Raw genomic sequence first — 14,703 nt, 5'->3', positions numbered from 1 at the left:
TCTTCGTCGGGACGTCGGCGGCCGGTCCACCCGGCGGTTCCGGCCGAGGATACGCGCCGGGGCGGCCGCACCCAAGGTGCGGCCGCCCCGGCGTCGGTCAGGATCAGGTGTTCTCCGAGCGCCCGCCCGAGCTGCGGCGGCGGCGACGGCGCGGGGCGTCCCCGCCGTTCTTGTCGCCGCCCTCGTCCTCGGCCGAGGAGTCCTCGTCCTCGGCTGCGGGAGCCGCCGGGGCGGCCTGGGCCGCCTCGGCCTCCACGACCTCGACCGGGGCCAGCGACAACTTGCCGCGGTCGTCGATCTCGCGGATCTCGACCTGGATCTTCTCGCCGATGCTGATCACGTCGTCGAGGTTCTCGATCCGCTTGCCGCCGTGCAGCTTGCGGATCTGCGAGATGTGCAGCAGGCCGTCCTTGCCGGGCAGCAGCGACACGAACGCGCCGAACGTGGTCGTCTTGACGACGGTGCCCAGGTAGCGGTCGCCGACCTCGGGCATCGTCGGGTTGGCGATCTGGTTGATCGTGTCCCGCGCGGCCTCGGCGGAGGGGCCGTCGGTGGCGCCGATGTAGATCGTGCCGTCGTCCTCGATGGTGATCTCGGCGCCGGTGTCGTCCTGGATCGAGTTGATCATCTTGCCCTTGGGGCCGATGACCTCGCCGATCTTCTCCACCGGGACCTTGACGGTGAGGATGCGCGGAGCGTTCGGGCTCATCTCGGCCGGACGCTCGATGGCCTCCTGCATGACGTCGAGGATGGCCAGGCGGGCACCGCGGGCCTGCTGGAGCGCGAGCGCCAGCTGCTCGGCGGGGATGCCGTCGAGCTTGGTGTCCAGCTGGAGGGCCGTGATGAGCTCACGGGTACCGGCGACCTTGAAGTCCATGTCGCCGAACGCGTCCTCGGCGCCCAGGATGTCGGTGAGGGTGACGAACTCGTCGCCCTCGCTGATCAGGCCCATGGCGATGCCCGACACCATCTCCTTGAGGGGCACGCCGGCCGCCATCAGGGACATGGTGGAGGCGCAGACCGAGCCCATCGAGGTGGAGCCGTTGGAGCCCAGGGCCTCCGACACCTGCCGGATGGCGTAGGGGAACTCCTCGCGGGCGGGCAGGACCGGGAGCAGGGCGCGCTCGGCGAGGGCGCCGTGCCCGATCTCGCGCCGCTTGGGCGAGCCCACCCGACCGGTCTCACCGGTGGAGTAGGGCGGGAAGTTGTAGTTGTGCATGTAGCGCTTGGTCTTGTCCGGGTTGAGCGTGTCAACCGTCTGCTCCATGCGCAGCATGTTGAGCGTGGTGACACCCATGATCTGGGTCTCGCCGCGCTCGAAGAGGGCCGAGCCGTGCACCCGCGGCAGGATGCCGACCTCGGCGCTCAGCTGGCGGATGTCCTTGGGCCCGCGGCCGTCGATGCGGATCCCGTCGCGCAGCACGCGCTCGCGCATGAGCTGCTTGCTCAGCGAGCGGAAGGCGGCGCCGATCTCCTTCTCGCGGCCCTCGAAGTCCTCGGCGAGCTTCTCGGCGGCCGAGGCCTTGACGCGGTCCAGCTCGGTCTCGCGGTCCTGCTTGTCCGCGATGGTGAGCGCCTTGGACAGCTCCTCGCGGACGGCGCCCTCGACGGCGGCGTACGCGTCGTCCTCGTAGTCGAGGAAGATCGGGAACTCGCCCTGCTCGCGGCTGGCCTGGTCGGCGACGGCCTGCTGGGCCTTGCACAGGACCTTGATGAAGGGCTTGGCGGCCTCCAGGCCCTCGGCGACGGTCTGCTCGTTGGGGCCGACGGCCCCCTCGGCGACCAGCTTGAGGGTGCGGACCGTGGACTCGGCCTCCACCATCATGATGGCGACGTCGCCGTCCTCCAGGACGCGACCGGCGACCACCATGTCGAAGGTGGCGTTCTCCAGCTCGGCGTGGGTCGGGAAGCCCACCCACTGGCCGTCGATGAGGGCGACGCGCACGCCGCCGATCGGGCCGGAGAAGGGCAGCCCGGCGATCTGGGTGGACATCGAGGCCGCGTTGATGGCGACGACGTCGTACAGGTGCTCGGGGTGCAGGGCCAGGATCGTCTCGACGATCTGGATCTCGTTGCGCAGGCCCTTGCGGAACGACGGGCGCAGCGGCCGGTCGATCAGGCGGCAGGTGAGGATGGCGTCCTCGGAGGGACGCCCCTCACGCCGGAAGAAGGAGCCGGGGATGCGGCCCGCGGCGTACATGCGCTCCTCGACGTCCACCGTCAGGGGGAAGAAGTCGAGGTTGTCCTTGGGACGCTTCGAGGCGGTGGTGGCGGACAGGACGACGGTCTCGTCGTCCAGGTACACCGTGGCCGATCCGGCGGCCTGGCGGGCCAGGCGACCGGTCTCGAAGCGGATGGTGCGGGTGCCGAAGGAGCCGTTGTCGATGACGGCTTCGGCCGAGTACACGCCCTCCATGGGCGACCTCCTACTACACGTGTTCGCGTTCGCGGCGCCGGGCACGGAAGGTGTGCCGACGCTCGTTGTTCTTTTCCCGCGTCCGTGCCCCGGAGTTGATGACGGCCGGTCATCGATCGAAGCCCACGGCATGCCCTCGCGGGAATGTCCGGGGACCACTACCGAGGACCGGCCCCGGCTCTGCGCCGGGGTGGGAGCGGGTGGTTCTCACTGTGGAATTAGGGTGGACGGCGGTGTGTGACCACCGTCGCGTCACACCTTACTAACAAAGCGGGAGCCGCCGAAGCCACTCCCGCCGGTTCGGGGCGCACCGGATCGCCCGGACCGGGCCGTCAGTGAGGGACGGGCCGGGCGTGGGCGGGAACCCGGTACTGCGGCGCCCCGAACGGGGCGGAGCGAGGCGAGCGCCGAGGGCGCCGCCGAAGACTCTGCTAGCGGCGCAGGCCCAGGCGCTCGATGAGCGAGCGGTAACGGGTGATGTCCTGCTTGGCGATGTACTTGAGCAGACGGCGGCGGCGACCGACCATCAGCAGCAGACCGCGGCGGCTGTGGTGGTCGTGCTTGTGGCCCTTGAGGTGCTCGGTCAGCTCGGTGATGCGGTGCGTGAGCAGCGCGACCTGGACCTCGGGGGAACCGGTGTCACCCTCGCCGGTGGCGTACTCGGCGATGATCTTCTCTTTGGTGGCGGTGTCGATCGACACGACGCTCCTTCGCTAGAAAGTCGGTACGCGGTGTGGAGCCCGGCGCGTGACCGGGATCAGACGCGGTGACCGCGCGTACGAACAGTCACCGTCGCGTGTGGTGCGCGGCCCGCCGCCGACGGCGTGGGTGCGCCGCGCTCCCCCGGCGGCGGTAGCGCGGAGGCGACCGGCCGTGGGCACACGTGGACAACGATCAGCCTACCGCAGACCGCGAGGTGGCGGGCCGTGGCCGGGCGTGGGCGGGGTCTCCCCGCCCCTACCCGGCGCGCAGGACCTCGCGGCAGCGGTCGACGTCGCGGCGCATGGCGACGATCAGCTCGTCGATGCTGTCGAAGCGCTCCTGACCGCGGATGTGCACCGTGAAGTCCACCGTCATGCGCAGTCCGTACAGGTCCAGGTCGTCGCGGTCCAGGGCGTAGGCCTCCACCGTGCGCTCGGCGCCGTCGAACGTGGGGTTGCTGCCCACGGAGATGGCGGCGGGCCAGCGCGACTCCTGCCCGGCGACGGGCTCGGAGCGGTGGAGCCAGCCCGCGTAGACGCCGTCGCCGGGGACGGCGGTGTCGGGGAGCAGGTCCATGTTGGCGGTGGGGAAGCCCAGCAGTTCGCGGCCGCGCGCGGCGCCGTGCACGACCTCGCCCCCGACCCGGTGCGGGCGGCCCAGCAGCTCGGCGGCCCCGGCCACGTCGCCCTCGGCGAGCAGCCCGCGCACGCGCGTGGAGGTGATGGTGTCGCCGTCCGCGACCAGCGCGACCCCGTCGGCGGTGAAGCCGTACTCGGCGCCCAGCGCGGCCAGCGCGGCGACGTCGCCCGCGGCGCGGTGGCCGAAGCGGAAGTCCTCGCCCACGACCACGGCCGCGGCGTGCAGGCGGTCGACCAGGACGCGCTGGACGAACTCCTCCGGGGTCAGGGAGGACAGGTCCTTGGTGAAGGGCAGGACGCACACGGCGTCGGCGCCGTACCCGGCCAGCAGCTCCACCCGCCGTTCCAGGGGGGTGAGCACCGGCGGCGTGGTACCGCGCAGCACCGTCTGGGGGTGGGGGTCGAAGGTCACCACGGCCACCGGGAGGCCGAGCTCGCGCCCGTGTCCGACCGCGGTCTCCAGGATGGCCTGGTGGCCACGGTGCACCCCGTCGAACACGCCGACCGCCACCACGGAGCGCCCCCACCCGGAGGGAACGCCCTCCAGCCCGTCCCATCGCCGCACGTCCGGCTCCCCTGCTCGTCGCTCCTCGTGGTCCGCGCGGGCCCCGCCACGCCCAGCGTGTCCGGGTTCCGCACGAACCAAGGGTGCCACGTCCGCGGGTCCCCCACTGACACAAGGGGTGTGTGGCCCAGCACACGCCGGGCCGCGCCTCCCTCCGCGGGCTTGCGAACAGACCTCGACAACGCCCACTCGGCGTATTACGAGGTACTACGTTACCCATCGTGAACATGGGAATTCACTGGACGGACGCCAACGAAGCGCACATCGCCCGCCGTGGAGTCTCTCCGCAGGAGGTCGAGGAAGCGGTCGGATTCCCCCACTGGACGTTCGCCGGGCGCGAGGGAACCACCATCCTGCTCGGACGGACCCACGGTGGAAGTTGTCTGACGGTCGTCCTTGCGGAGTCGATCGGACACCACCGTTCCTGGTACGTGGTAACCGCCCGGGATATGACCTCCGAGGAGCGGAGGACGTTTCAACGGAAGGTGTGACGATCATGGATAACAGGCAACTCGACGAACTAGCCGAGTACTACGGTGAACACGACATCAGCGAGGACATCGAGGCGGCCGAACTGGAACGGCACGATCCGGAGCCCGGGGACCGGGTCATGGTCGTGTCCCCGATCCGTCTGCCCAAGCACACGATGAACCGGGTCCGCGAGGTCGCCGCGGCCCGGGACGTGAAGCCGACCGCGCTCATGCGCCGTTGGATCGAGGAGCACTTGGAGCTGGAGGGGCGGACCGCACAGCCCGATCCCGGACACCTCGATCTGCTGTCCCAGGTGATGCGCCGTGTCGTCCGGGAGGAACCGGAGGACGCCGGACTCCGTGGGAACTGAGCCGTTCCCGTTCCTGCCGCCCGCTCAGGAGAGCGAGGGTTCCCGTCACCGTCCTGTAGTCGTCCACGCAGACCACCACGACGCTGGGCCTGCCGTCGCGGGTGGTGGTGACCGCCTCGTGTGTCCCCTCCACCTCGTCGACGATCTGTGACAGGTTGTGCCTGGCCTCCGCCAGCGACATCGTTCTCATGACGACGATTCCCACCGAGCGGTCTGCCCTGTGCCCCGGATCTCCCCGAAATCCCACGCGTTCCGCGAGGGGGCCAGAGTCGTTCCCGGCCGCTCCGCCCGCGGCGGAGCCGGGTTGGCACACGTCCGCGGGGCGGTTACCGTGCACCGATGGCGATGATCGACACGGGTACGGCCCGACTGGCGTACGACGAGGCCGGTTCCGGTCCCGCGATCGTTTTCGTGCACGCCGGTGTGGCCGACCGGCGCATGTGGGACCACCAGTTCACCGAGTTCGCGAAGACCCACCGGGTGGTCCGCTACGACTGGCGCGGCCACGGCGGCTCTGCCGAGCACGAGGGCCCCGCCGACCACCACGAGGATCTGCTGGCCCTCATGGACGCCCTGGGGATCGACCGGGCGACCCTGGTCGGCGCCTCCTTCGGCGGCGCCCACTGCGTGGACGCGGCGCTGGCAGCCCCGGAGCGGGTGGAGGCCCTGGCCCTGGTGTGCCCGGGGATGTCGGGACACGAGTGGCCGGAGGTCTTCGTACGCGAGGCGCGCAAGATGGTGCTGGGCGCCGTCCCCCACGAGCGCCTGGAGGTGTACCGGGCGGGACGCGCCGATCCCGACCCCGGGGACGTCGCGGCGATGGCCGAGGCCCAGGCCCGGTTCATGGTGCTGGGCCCCGGGCGGGTGCCCGAGGACGTCTCGCCGGAGGCCTGGGACCTGGTGCTGCTCATGCTGCGCGAGCTGTTCGCCCGCGGGTGGTCCGGGCCGGTCCGCACCACCCGCTGGCCGGAGCGGCCCGCCAACGACCGCCTGGGTGAGATCGCCGTGCCGACGCTGGTGGTGAAGGGGCTGTCGGAGATCGCGCAGGTGCGGGAGGTCGCGGACCTTTACGCCGAGGGCGTGCCGGGGGCTCGGCTGCTGGAGATGCCCGACACCGGCCACCTGCCGTCCGTGGAGCGCCCCGGAGAGCTGACCGCGGCCCTCGCCCGGTTCCTCGGGGCCGCCTGACCGGGCGGATCCGCGCGGGGTCAGGCGGGTTCGAAGACCACCACGGGCTTCATGTGGTCCCGGCGGTTCTCCCCCAGGGCGATCACACGACCGTCCGGGGCGAAGAGGCCGACCGGGCCGTTCCCGGACCCGTCCGGGTCGATCCGGTTGCCGTGCCGGATCCGCTGCTCCTCGTCCTCGCTCAGGGCACGCGCCGGGAAGGCCGCGGCGACGGCCTCGGCGAGCGGGACCTGCGTGAACTCCTCGGCCAGCTCGTCCAGCGTGCGCGCCCGGGACAGGTCGTAGGGGCCCACCCTGGTGCGCCGCAGCGCCGTCAGGTGCCCGCCCACGCCCAGGTCCGCGCCCATGTCGCGGGCCAGCGAACGGATGTAGGTGCCGCTGGAGCAGGTGACGGCGGCGTCCACGTCCACGAACCCCCCGTCGGCGTCGGAGACCCGGCGCACGTCGGTGACCGTGAACTCCGCGACGGTGACCGTGCGGGCCTTGAGGGCCACCTCCTTGCCCTCACGCGCCGACTTGTAGGCGCGCTTGCCGTCCACCTTGATCGCGCTGACCTGGGGCGGAACCTGCTGGATCTGCCCCGTGAGTTTGTCCACGGCGGCGCGCACGGCCTCCTCGCGGACCCCGGAGGCGTCCGTGCGGACGAGGGGCTCGCCCTCCGCGTCGTCGGTGTTGGTCGTCAGGCCGAGGCGGATCGTGGCCTCGTAGACCTTCTCGGTCAGGGTCAGGTGGCCCAGGAGCTTGGTGCCCTTCTCGATGCCCAGCACCAGGACACCGGTGGCCATCGGGTCCAGGGTGCCCGCGTGGCCGACCCTGCGGGTGCGCGCGAGACCGCGCGTCCTGGCGACCACGTCGTGTGAGGTCCAGTCGGCGGGCTTGTCGACGACCACGACGCCGCTCTCGGCCATGGTGCTCCTCGGGGTGAAGGGCGGCGGCGCGGGGTCCGCGCCGCCGCCGGGGGTGTTACTCGTCCTCGTCGCGCTCGTCCTCGCGGGGCGCCCGGTAGGGGTCGGCCTCGCCCGCGGGCTGGGCGCCGCTGGCCCTCTCGGCCAGCTCCGCGTCCGACTGGCGCGCCTTGAGCAGCAGTTCCTCGATGTGCTGGGCGTTCTCCTGCACCTCGTCGACGACGAAGGTCAGGCTCGGCGTGTGCCGGATGCCGGTCTGGCGTCCCACCTCGCTGCGGATCACGCCCTTGGCGCTCTCCAGAGCGGCGGCGGAGGCGGCCTTCTCGTCCGGGGTGCCGAACACCGTGTAGTACACCGTGGCGTCCCGCAGGTCGGCGGTGATGCGCGCGTCGGTCACGGTGACGAATCCCAGGCGCGGGTCCTTGATGCGCCGGTCCAGCATCTCGGCGACGATGCGCTGGATGCGGTCGGCGATCTTGCGCGCGCGTGCGGCGTCAACCATCGTCAGTCTTCCTCTTCGTTGAAGAGCCGCTGCCTGGCGGAGAGCAGCTCCAGTTCGGGACGGCCCGCCACGAAGCTCTCGCAGGAGTCCATCAGGTCCCGGGCGTGCGCCGCCGTCGGCGCGACCACCGCGACACCGATCTTGGCGCGGCGGTACAGGTCCTGATCGCCCGCCTCGGAGACCGAGACCGAGAACTTGCGGCGCAGTTCGGCGATGACGGGTCGGACCAGCGAACGCTTCTGTTTGAGCGAGTGGACGTCACCGAGAAGGACGTCCAGGGTCAGCGCCCCAACGTACAAGTGATCACCTGTGGTGTGTGGAGTCGTGTGCCGCTGGCTGCGGCGCGAGACACGGGGCCCCGGCCGCACGGCCGGGGCCCCGTCTGGTCATGCTCCGCGAGGATCAGTCGCGGGGCTTCTCCTGCATCTCGTACGTCTCGATGACGTCCCCGACACGCAGGTCGTTGTAGCCGACGCCGATACCGCACTCGAAGCCCTCGCGGACCTCGGTCGCGTCGTCCTTGAACCTGCGCAGGGAGTCCACGTTGAGGTTCTCGGAGATGACGACCCCGTCGCGGATGAGCCGCGCCTTGGAGTTGCGGCGGATCAGGCCGCTGCGGACGATCGAACCGGCGATGTTGCCGATCCTGGGCACCTTGAAGACCTCGCGGATCTCCGCGCTGCCGAGCTGGACCTCTTCGTAGATCGGCTTGAGCAGACCCTTGACCGCGGCCTCGACCTCGTCGATGGCCTGGTAGATCACCGAGTAGTACCGGATGTCCACGCCCATGCGGTCGGCCAGCTCGCTGTTCTTGCCCTCGGGCCGAACGTTGAAGCCGACGATGATCGCCTCGGCGGAGGCCGCCAGGTTGATGTCGTTCTGCGTGATCGCACCGACACCGCGCCCGATGACCCGGATGCTCACCTCGTCGCCACCGGCGTCGATCTTGAGCAGGGACTCCTCCAGCGCCTCGACGGAACCGGACATGTCACCCTTGATGAGGAGGAGCAGCTCGGAGCGCTCGCCCTCCTTCAGGGCGTTCTGCCAGTTGTCGAGGGTGACCCGGCGGGCCGAACGCGCCTGCTGGGCGAAGCGCTCGCGCGCCTCACGCTGCTGGGCGATCTGCCGCGCCACCCGGTCGTCCTTGACGACCAGGAAGCTGTCACCGGCGCTGGGAACGTTGGTCAGACCCAGCACCTGCACCGGACGGGACGGCTCGGCGCTCTGCACGTTCTGGCCGTGCTCGTCGAGCATGGCGCGGACGCGGCCGAAGGCGTCACCACAGACGATCGAGTCACCGACGTTGAGCGTGCCGCGCTGGACCAGCACCGTGGCCATGGAACCGCGACCGCGGTCCAGGTAGGCCTCGATGGCCAGGCCCTGCGCGTCCATCTCCGGGTTGGCCTGGAGATCGAGCGCGGCGTCGGAGGTCAGCACGATCGACTCGAGCAGGGTCTCGATGTTGTCGCCCTTGAGCGCGGAGATGTCCACGAACTGGACGTCGCCGCCGTACTCCTCGGCCACCAGGCCGTACTCGGTGAGCTGCGCGCGGACCCGCTGCGGGTCGGCGCCCTCGACGTCGATCTTGTTGACCGCGACCACGATCGGCACCTCGGCCGCCTTGGCGTGGTCGATGGCCTCGGCCGTCTGCGGCTTGACGCCGTCGTCGGCCGCCACGACCAGCACCGCGATGTCGGTGACCTTCGCACCGCGGGCACGCATGGCGGTGAACGCCTCGTGGCCCGGGGTGTCGATGAAGGTGATCTTGCGCTCTTCGCCGTCCACCTCGGTGGCGACCTGGTAGGCACCGATGTGCTGGGTGATACCGCCGGCCTCGCCGCTGACGACGTTGGTCTTGCGGATGGTGTCCAGCAGTCGGGTCTTACCGTGGTCGACGTGACCCATGACGGTGACCACCGGCGGACGCGGACGCAGGTCCTCCGCGGTGCCCTCGTCCTCGCCGAACTCGATGGAGAAGGACTCCAGCAGCTCGCGGTCCTCGTCCTCCGGGCTGACGACCTCGATCCTGTACTTGAGCTCCTCGCCCAGCAGCATCAGGGTCTCGTCCGGAAGGGACTGGGTCGCGGTGACCATCTCACCCAGGTGCATCATCACCTGGACGAGCGACGCCGGGTTGACGTCGATCTTGTCGCCGAAGTCCGACAGCGAGGCGCCGCGGGACAGGCGGATGGTCTGGTCGTTGCCGCTCGGGATCTTGACGCCGCCGAACGACGGGGCCTGGAAGTCGTGGAACTCCTGGCGCCGCTGCTTCTTGGACTTGCGGGCACGTCCGGGACGGCCGCCGGGGCGTCCGAACGCACCGGCCGTACCGCCGCCGCGACCGCGGCCACCGCCGCCGGGACGGCCACCGAAGCCACCCGGACGACCGCCGCCGCCGACACCGGGACGCGGACCGGCACCCGCGGGGGCTCCCCCGCGACCGCGGCCGCCGCCGCCACCGGGACGGCCGCCGCCACCGCCGCGACCGCCGCCCGCGGGCGCGGCCGGACGGGACGAGGGCATGTTCATCGGGCTGGGGCGCGGACCGCCGGGCCGGGGACCGGGACGCGGGGGACCCGCGGCACCGCCCGGACGCGGAGCGCCCGCGGCGCCGCCGGGACGCGGGGCGCGCTGGTCGCCGCCGCCCTGCGGGCCGGGACGCGGACCCGGACGCGGAGCGCCGCCGCCGGGACGCGGGGCGCCGCCACCCGGACGGGGAGCGCGCTGGTCGCCGCCGCCCTGCGGGCCGGGACGCGGACCCGGACGCGGGGCTCCGCCGCCGGGCCGCGGCGCGGCCGGCTTGGAGCCCATGCCGGAGGCGTTGGACGCGAACGGGTTGTTGCCCGGACGGGGACCGGACGGGCGCGGACCGGGACGGGGCCCGCCGCGCTCGGGACGGTCGCCGCCGCGCTGCGGACGGTCGCCGCGCTCGGGGCGGTCACCGCCGCGCTGAGGGCGCTCGGAACGACCACCCTCGGCACGACCGCCTTCGGGTCGGCCGCCTTCGGGACGGCCGGCCTGGGCACCGGGCTTGGGGGCGCCGCCGGGGCGGGCGCCGGCCTCGCCACGGGGAGCCTTGGGGCCGGGCTTGGGCGCGTTCGCACGCGGAGCGGGCTCGCTCTGCGGGGCGGCCTCGCCCTGCGGTGCGGGCTTGGACGCGGGAGCCGGCCGGGGGCCGGGCTTGGGCGCCGGACCCGGCTTCGGGGCGGCGCTGTTCTCCGCGGCGGGACGCGGGCCGGGCTTGGGAGCCGAACCCTTGCGACCGCCGTCGGAACCGTTGTTGAAGGCTTCCTGGAGGCGACGTACGACGGGGGCCTCTATGGTCGAGGACGCCGAACGGACGAATTCGCCCATCTCGTTGAGCTTGGCCAGAACGGCCTTGCTCTCTACACCGAACTCCTTGGCGAGTTCATATACCCGGACCTTCGCCACTACTCTCCTTCAGCTTCGGTCCGGGACATGGGCTTGTGCCGGACCGTCGTTAGCTCGAGTTACTCATCGCTGCGTACTCATCAGGCGCTCATCGCAATCTCGACCTGCTTCCTCATCGCTACACAACAATGGGCCGGCTTCTCCGTGCCGACACAGCACTGGACGCCGACCTCGGTCTGTACAACCCACAAGTCGGCCCAGACATTCCAACCCTATCGGGAACGCTGACCCGATCCGCCACGCGGGGCGGCGTCGATCAGGGCCGCCACGGGTGAGACGTCCCACCCGTTGGCGCCCGCTCCCCTCCGGTAGGCGCGTGACCAGGCCCTGCGGCGTTCGGCGAGCTCGAAGCACCGCCGATCGTGGTGCAGGTAGGCGCCGCGCCCCGGAAGACGACCCCGGGTGTCGGGCGTGATGACCGTGCCCTCGGCCACCAGCCGCACGAGGTCGGACTGGACTGCCCGCGACCGACACCCCACGCACGTACGCACGGGGCGGTCGGGACCGCCATGGGCCACCCTATCGCGTCGAGGCATGCGCGCGACCCGATCAGCCCGTCGCGGCGGTGTCGTCGCCCTCGACCGCGTCCTCCCGGTCCGGTTCCCCCGCGGGCTCGGCGTCGGAGCGGATGTCGATGCGCCAGCCGGTCAGACGCGCGGCCAGACGGGCGTTCTGGCCCTCCTTGCCGATCGCGAGGGACTGCTGGTAGTCGGGCACGACCACGCGGGCGACACGGGAGGCCATGTCGAGGATCTCCACGGAGTTGACCCTCGCCGGGGACAGGGCGTTGGCGACGAACACGGCCGGGTCCTCGGAGTAGTCGACGATGTCGATCTTCTCCCCGTGGAGTTCGGCCATGACGTTGCGGACGCGGCTGCCGAGCGGGCCGATGCAGGCGCCCTTGGCGTTGACCCCGCCGCGGTTGGAGTGGACGGCCATCTTGGTGCGGTGGCCCGCCTCGCGGGCGATCGCCGCGATCTCGACGGTACCGTCGGCGATCTCGGGGACCTCCAGCTCGAAGAGCTTGCGCACCAGGTTGGGGTGCGTGCGCGAGAGGGTGACCGAGGGGCCGCGGTGGCCCTTGCGGACCTGCACGACGTAGGCCCGCAGGCGCTCGCCGTGGGTGTAGGTCTCGGTGGGCACCTGCTCCTGCGGGGGCAGGACCGCCTCGATCCTGCCGAGGTCCACCAGCACGTTGCGGGGGTCCTTGCCCTGCTGGATGATGCCGGAGACGATGTCGTGCTCGCGTCCGGCGAACTCCCCCAGGGTCAGCTCGTCCTCGGCGTCGCGCAGACGCTGGAGGATGACCTGCTTGGCGGTGGAGGTCGCGATGCGGCCGAACCCGGTGGGGGTGCCGTCGAACTCGCCGACGGACTCGCCGTCCTCGTCGGTCTCGGCCACCCACACGGTCACGTGGCCGGTGGAGCGGTTGAGCTCGACGCGGGCCCGCTTCTCGGGGCCCTCCTCGCGGTGGTAGGCGATCAGTAGCGCGTCCTCGATGGCCTTGGCCACGAGTTCGACGGAGATGTCCTTCTCGCGTTCCAGGCTGCGCAGAACGCTCATGTCAATATCCACGGGGCTCCCCCTCTAGTCCGCCGCGTCGGTGTCGGCATCGTGGCGGAATTCCACCTGGACCCTGCCCTTGCCGAGTTCGGCGTGGGTGAAGGTGCGGGGCTGACCCTCGACGTCCAGGGTGACCCCGTCGTCGTCGGCGCCGGTGACGCGCCCGGTGACCTTGCCGCCCTCGGCGAGGGATGCGGTCACCAGACGGCCGCGGGAGCGGCGCCAGTGCCTCGGCTGGGTCAGCGGACGGTCCACCCCCGGCGAGGTGACCTCCAGGACGTAGGGCTGCGCGCCCATGACGTCGGAGGAGTCCAGCAGGGTGTTCACCTCCTGGCTGACCTCGCCGACCGTGTCCAGGTCGACCCCGTTGTCGGAGTCCACGACCACGCGCAGCACCCGTCGCTTGCCAGCCGGTGTGAGTTCGACGGCTTCCAGGTCCAGTCCGGCCTCGGCCAGTACCGGCTCCAGCAGCTCGGCGATGCGCTCCTCGCGCGCCTGCGCTCCCATGTGGTCCTGCTCCTCCAACGGCGAAGATCCCGCCCGCGCGGCCGTCGGGCCGGTGTACGGGGCGGTCCAGCTCTGTACGTAGTCTTCGACTTCAGCGGCCCGCCCCCTGGTGCGGGGACGCGGGCCGACCGCGCGTCGCGTGCGACGGCGGTTGTGCTGCAAGGGTATCCACACCCGGAACCCCTCCAGGTCGCCGTCGGTGGCCGGGGCGCGTCGGCGAGTGCTCTCCGGGACGCGCCCACGCGGCGGCGTCCCCCGCCCGGTAGGGGACGTGGAAGGATGGGGGCCGGGGGGCCGCCGCGGAGCGGCCCGCACCGCACGGGAGGGAGAGCGCGTGGGGATCGGCTGTGTCAGCCGTCGCACGGTGCTGGGCGCGACGGCCGCTGTGGGAGCCGTGGGCCTGGCCGGGTGTGGCGGTGTTGAGTGGTACCCCTCCGACGTGACCCCGGACGTGTACGTGCTGCGCGCGGTGGTCCGGGAGAAGGAGCGGATGATCGCGCGCTACGAGGCCGCCGTCGCCGAGGGGACGGGTCCGGTGGAGCTGCTGGAGCGGTTCCTGGAACACCACCTGTCCCACCTGGACGCGCTGCTGGAGTCCCTCCCCGAGGACGCCCCGTCCCCCTCCTCCGAGCCGTCGGGTGCCCCCTCCTCCCCCGAGGAGGCCCCCGTTCCGGAGGCCGCGCCGGGGACCGCGGCGCTGCGCGTGCTGGAGGCCGCGGCGACCGGCGCCCGGCTGGACCAGGCGGGCGCCGTCACCGACTCCGCGCTGGCGCAGCTGATCAGCGCGATCGGCGCGTGCGAGGCGGGACACGCCCACCTGCTGGCCCAGGAGCAGTAGCGGCCGCACACCCCCAGACGGAAGGCAGGTAGCAAGGTGAGCGAGAGCCCCACGTCCACCGCTGAGGAGCCGGACCCCGGCCCCCAGGCGCTGGCCGAGGCGCTGCGCGCCGAACACGCGGCCGTGTACGGGTACGAGTTCATCGGCGGGGCCGCCGAGGACGAGGGCCGCCGCGACCACGCGGGAAGCACCGCCCACGAGCACAAGGCGCTGCGCGACGCGCTGCACGCCGCGGCGGTGGAGCGGGGCGTGGACCCGCCGCCCGCGCTGGCCTCCTACCCGGTCGCCGAGGAGTACGGCGACGAGGCCGTCGACGCCTACGCCGCCGGGCTGGAACAGGCGGCCGCGCGGGCCCACCTGTGGCTGACCGCCTCGCGGGACACCGACCTGCGGGTGACGGGCGCCCGGGCACTGCAGGAGACGACCGTGCGCCTGCTGGAGTGGGGCGGGGCGCTGGACGCCCTGCCCGGCTTCGACGAGGCCGGATAGCCGCTGACGGAGCCCTCGGCCCCGGCGACCGTCGCGGGCGGCCACCGGTCCGCGGAGGGCTCCGGCGCGCGGCCGGGGAGGGCCCGGCGTCCTCCCGGTCCCTCCCCGGCCGTCACC

The 14,703-nt window shown here is 72.1% G+C and carries 15 protein-coding genes and 1 pseudogene; 5 read left to right on the top strand and 11 right to left on the bottom strand.

Annotation, left to right across the window (positions count from 1 at the left end):
• Nucleotides 1–103: 103 nt before the first annotated feature.
• The 3 genes from HGB44_RS04435 to HGB44_RS04425 form a co-directional block, all read right to left on the bottom strand.
• Nucleotides 104–2,416, bottom strand: a complete 2,313-nt coding sequence (locus tag HGB44_RS04435; protein WP_061079858.1) for a polyribonucleotide nucleotidyltransferase — start codon at nucleotides 2,414–2,416, stop codon at nucleotides 104–106.
• A gap of 431 nt (nucleotides 2,417–2,847) precedes the next feature.
• Nucleotides 2,848–3,117: a 30S ribosomal protein S15 gene (rpsO, locus tag HGB44_RS04430; RefSeq protein ID WP_013154592.1), complete on the bottom strand. Its 270-nt coding sequence runs from the start codon at nucleotides 3,115–3,117 to the stop codon at nucleotides 2,848–2,850.
• A gap of 256 nt (nucleotides 3,118–3,373) precedes the next feature.
• Nucleotides 3,374–4,321 (bottom strand): bifunctional riboflavin kinase/FAD synthetase, encoded by a 948-nt coding sequence (locus HGB44_RS04425; protein ID WP_061079859.1) that lies wholly within the window; start codon nucleotides 4,319–4,321, stop codon nucleotides 3,374–3,376.
• A 221-nt stretch (nucleotides 4,322–4,542) separates the two neighbouring features.
• Here HGB44_RS04425 and HGB44_RS04420 point away from each other — a divergent pair, with 221 nt between their 5' ends.
• Both HGB44_RS04420 and HGB44_RS31765 read left to right on the top strand, forming a co-directional pair.
• Entirely contained in the window at nucleotides 4,543–4,812 is a 270-nt protein-coding gene (locus tag HGB44_RS04420; RefSeq protein ID WP_168443946.1) for a BrnT family toxin, read from the top strand.
• 5 nt (nucleotides 4,813–4,817) lie between these two features.
• Nucleotides 4,818–5,162: a BrnA antitoxin family protein gene (locus HGB44_RS31765; protein ID WP_231972375.1), complete on the top strand. Its 345-nt coding sequence runs from the start codon at nucleotides 4,818–4,820 to the stop codon at nucleotides 5,160–5,162.
• A gap of 37 nt (nucleotides 5,163–5,199) precedes the next feature.
• On the opposite strand, the pseudogene HGB44_RS31760 reads toward HGB44_RS31765, so the two are convergent.
• Nucleotides 5,200–5,343 (bottom strand): annotated as a pseudogene (locus HGB44_RS31760) (type II toxin-antitoxin system Phd/YefM family antitoxin); the annotation flags it as partial.
• 158 nt (nucleotides 5,344–5,501) lie between these two features.
• Between HGB44_RS31760 and HGB44_RS04410 the strand changes: the two are divergent.
• Entirely contained in the window at nucleotides 5,502–6,350 is an 849-nt protein-coding gene (locus tag HGB44_RS04410; protein WP_061079862.1) for an alpha/beta fold hydrolase, read from the top strand.
• A gap of 20 nt (nucleotides 6,351–6,370) precedes the next feature.
• Here HGB44_RS04410 and truB read toward each other — a convergent pair whose 3' ends face one another.
• From truB to rimP, 7 genes are all read right to left on the bottom strand, one after another.
• Nucleotides 6,371–7,258, bottom strand: coding sequence for a tRNA pseudouridine(55) synthase TruB (gene truB / locus HGB44_RS04405; RefSeq protein ID WP_061079863.1), 888 nt, complete (start codon nucleotides 7,256–7,258; stop codon nucleotides 6,371–6,373).
• Nucleotides 7,259–7,313: 55 nt separating this feature from the next.
• Nucleotides 7,314–7,757, bottom strand: a complete 444-nt coding sequence (gene rbfA, locus HGB44_RS04400) for a 30S ribosome-binding factor RbfA (protein WP_061079864.1) — start codon at nucleotides 7,755–7,757, stop codon at nucleotides 7,314–7,316.
• Between the two features lie 2 nt (nucleotides 7,758–7,759).
• Nucleotides 7,760–8,056 carry a DUF503 domain-containing protein gene (locus HGB44_RS04395; protein WP_061079865.1) on the bottom strand — a complete coding sequence of 99 codons (297 nt, stop codon included), beginning with the start codon at nucleotides 8,054–8,056 and terminating at the stop codon, nucleotides 7,760–7,762.
• Nucleotides 8,057–8,159: 103 nt separating this feature from the next.
• Nucleotides 8,160–11,189, bottom strand: coding sequence for a translation initiation factor IF-2 (infB, locus tag HGB44_RS04390; RefSeq protein WP_061079866.1), 3,030 nt, complete (start codon nucleotides 11,187–11,189; stop codon nucleotides 8,160–8,162).
• Nucleotides 11,190–11,401: 212 nt separating this feature from the next.
• Nucleotides 11,402–11,725 (bottom strand): YlxR family protein, encoded by a 324-nt coding sequence (locus HGB44_RS04385; RefSeq protein ID WP_082768287.1) that lies wholly within the window; start codon nucleotides 11,723–11,725, stop codon nucleotides 11,402–11,404.
• A gap of 13 nt (nucleotides 11,726–11,738) precedes the next feature.
• Nucleotides 11,739–12,752, bottom strand: a complete 1,014-nt coding sequence (gene nusA, locus HGB44_RS04380) for a transcription termination factor NusA (protein ID WP_061079868.1) — start codon at nucleotides 12,750–12,752, stop codon at nucleotides 11,739–11,741.
• A gap of 24 nt (nucleotides 12,753–12,776) precedes the next feature.
• Nucleotides 12,777–13,259: a ribosome maturation factor RimP gene (gene rimP / locus HGB44_RS04375; RefSeq protein ID WP_061079869.1), complete on the bottom strand. Its 483-nt coding sequence runs from the start codon at nucleotides 13,257–13,259 to the stop codon at nucleotides 12,777–12,779.
• 334 nt (nucleotides 13,260–13,593) lie between these two features.
• On the opposite strand from rimP, the gene HGB44_RS04370 reads away from it, so the two are divergent.
• The gene (locus tag HGB44_RS04370) at nucleotides 13,594–14,097 is read left to right on the top strand and encodes a hypothetical protein (protein WP_061079870.1); all 504 of its coding nucleotides are present in this window, start codon (nucleotides 13,594–13,596) and stop codon (nucleotides 14,095–14,097) included.
• A gap of 36 nt (nucleotides 14,098–14,133) precedes the next feature.
• Complete coding sequence (locus HGB44_RS04365; RefSeq protein WP_061079871.1) at nucleotides 14,134–14,586, top strand: ferritin-like domain-containing protein; 453 nt, start codon at nucleotides 14,134–14,136, stop codon at nucleotides 14,584–14,586.
• The last annotated feature ends 117 nt before the right edge of the window (nucleotides 14,587–14,703 follow it).

It is taken from the genome of Nocardiopsis alborubida, from assembly GCF_012396365.1.
GTDB lineage: Bacteria > Actinomycetota > Actinomycetes > Streptosporangiales > Streptosporangiaceae > Nocardiopsis > Nocardiopsis alborubida.
The sequence above is the reverse complement of the archived record's forward strand: the minus strand, read 5'-3'. Positions and strand labels throughout refer to the sequence as shown.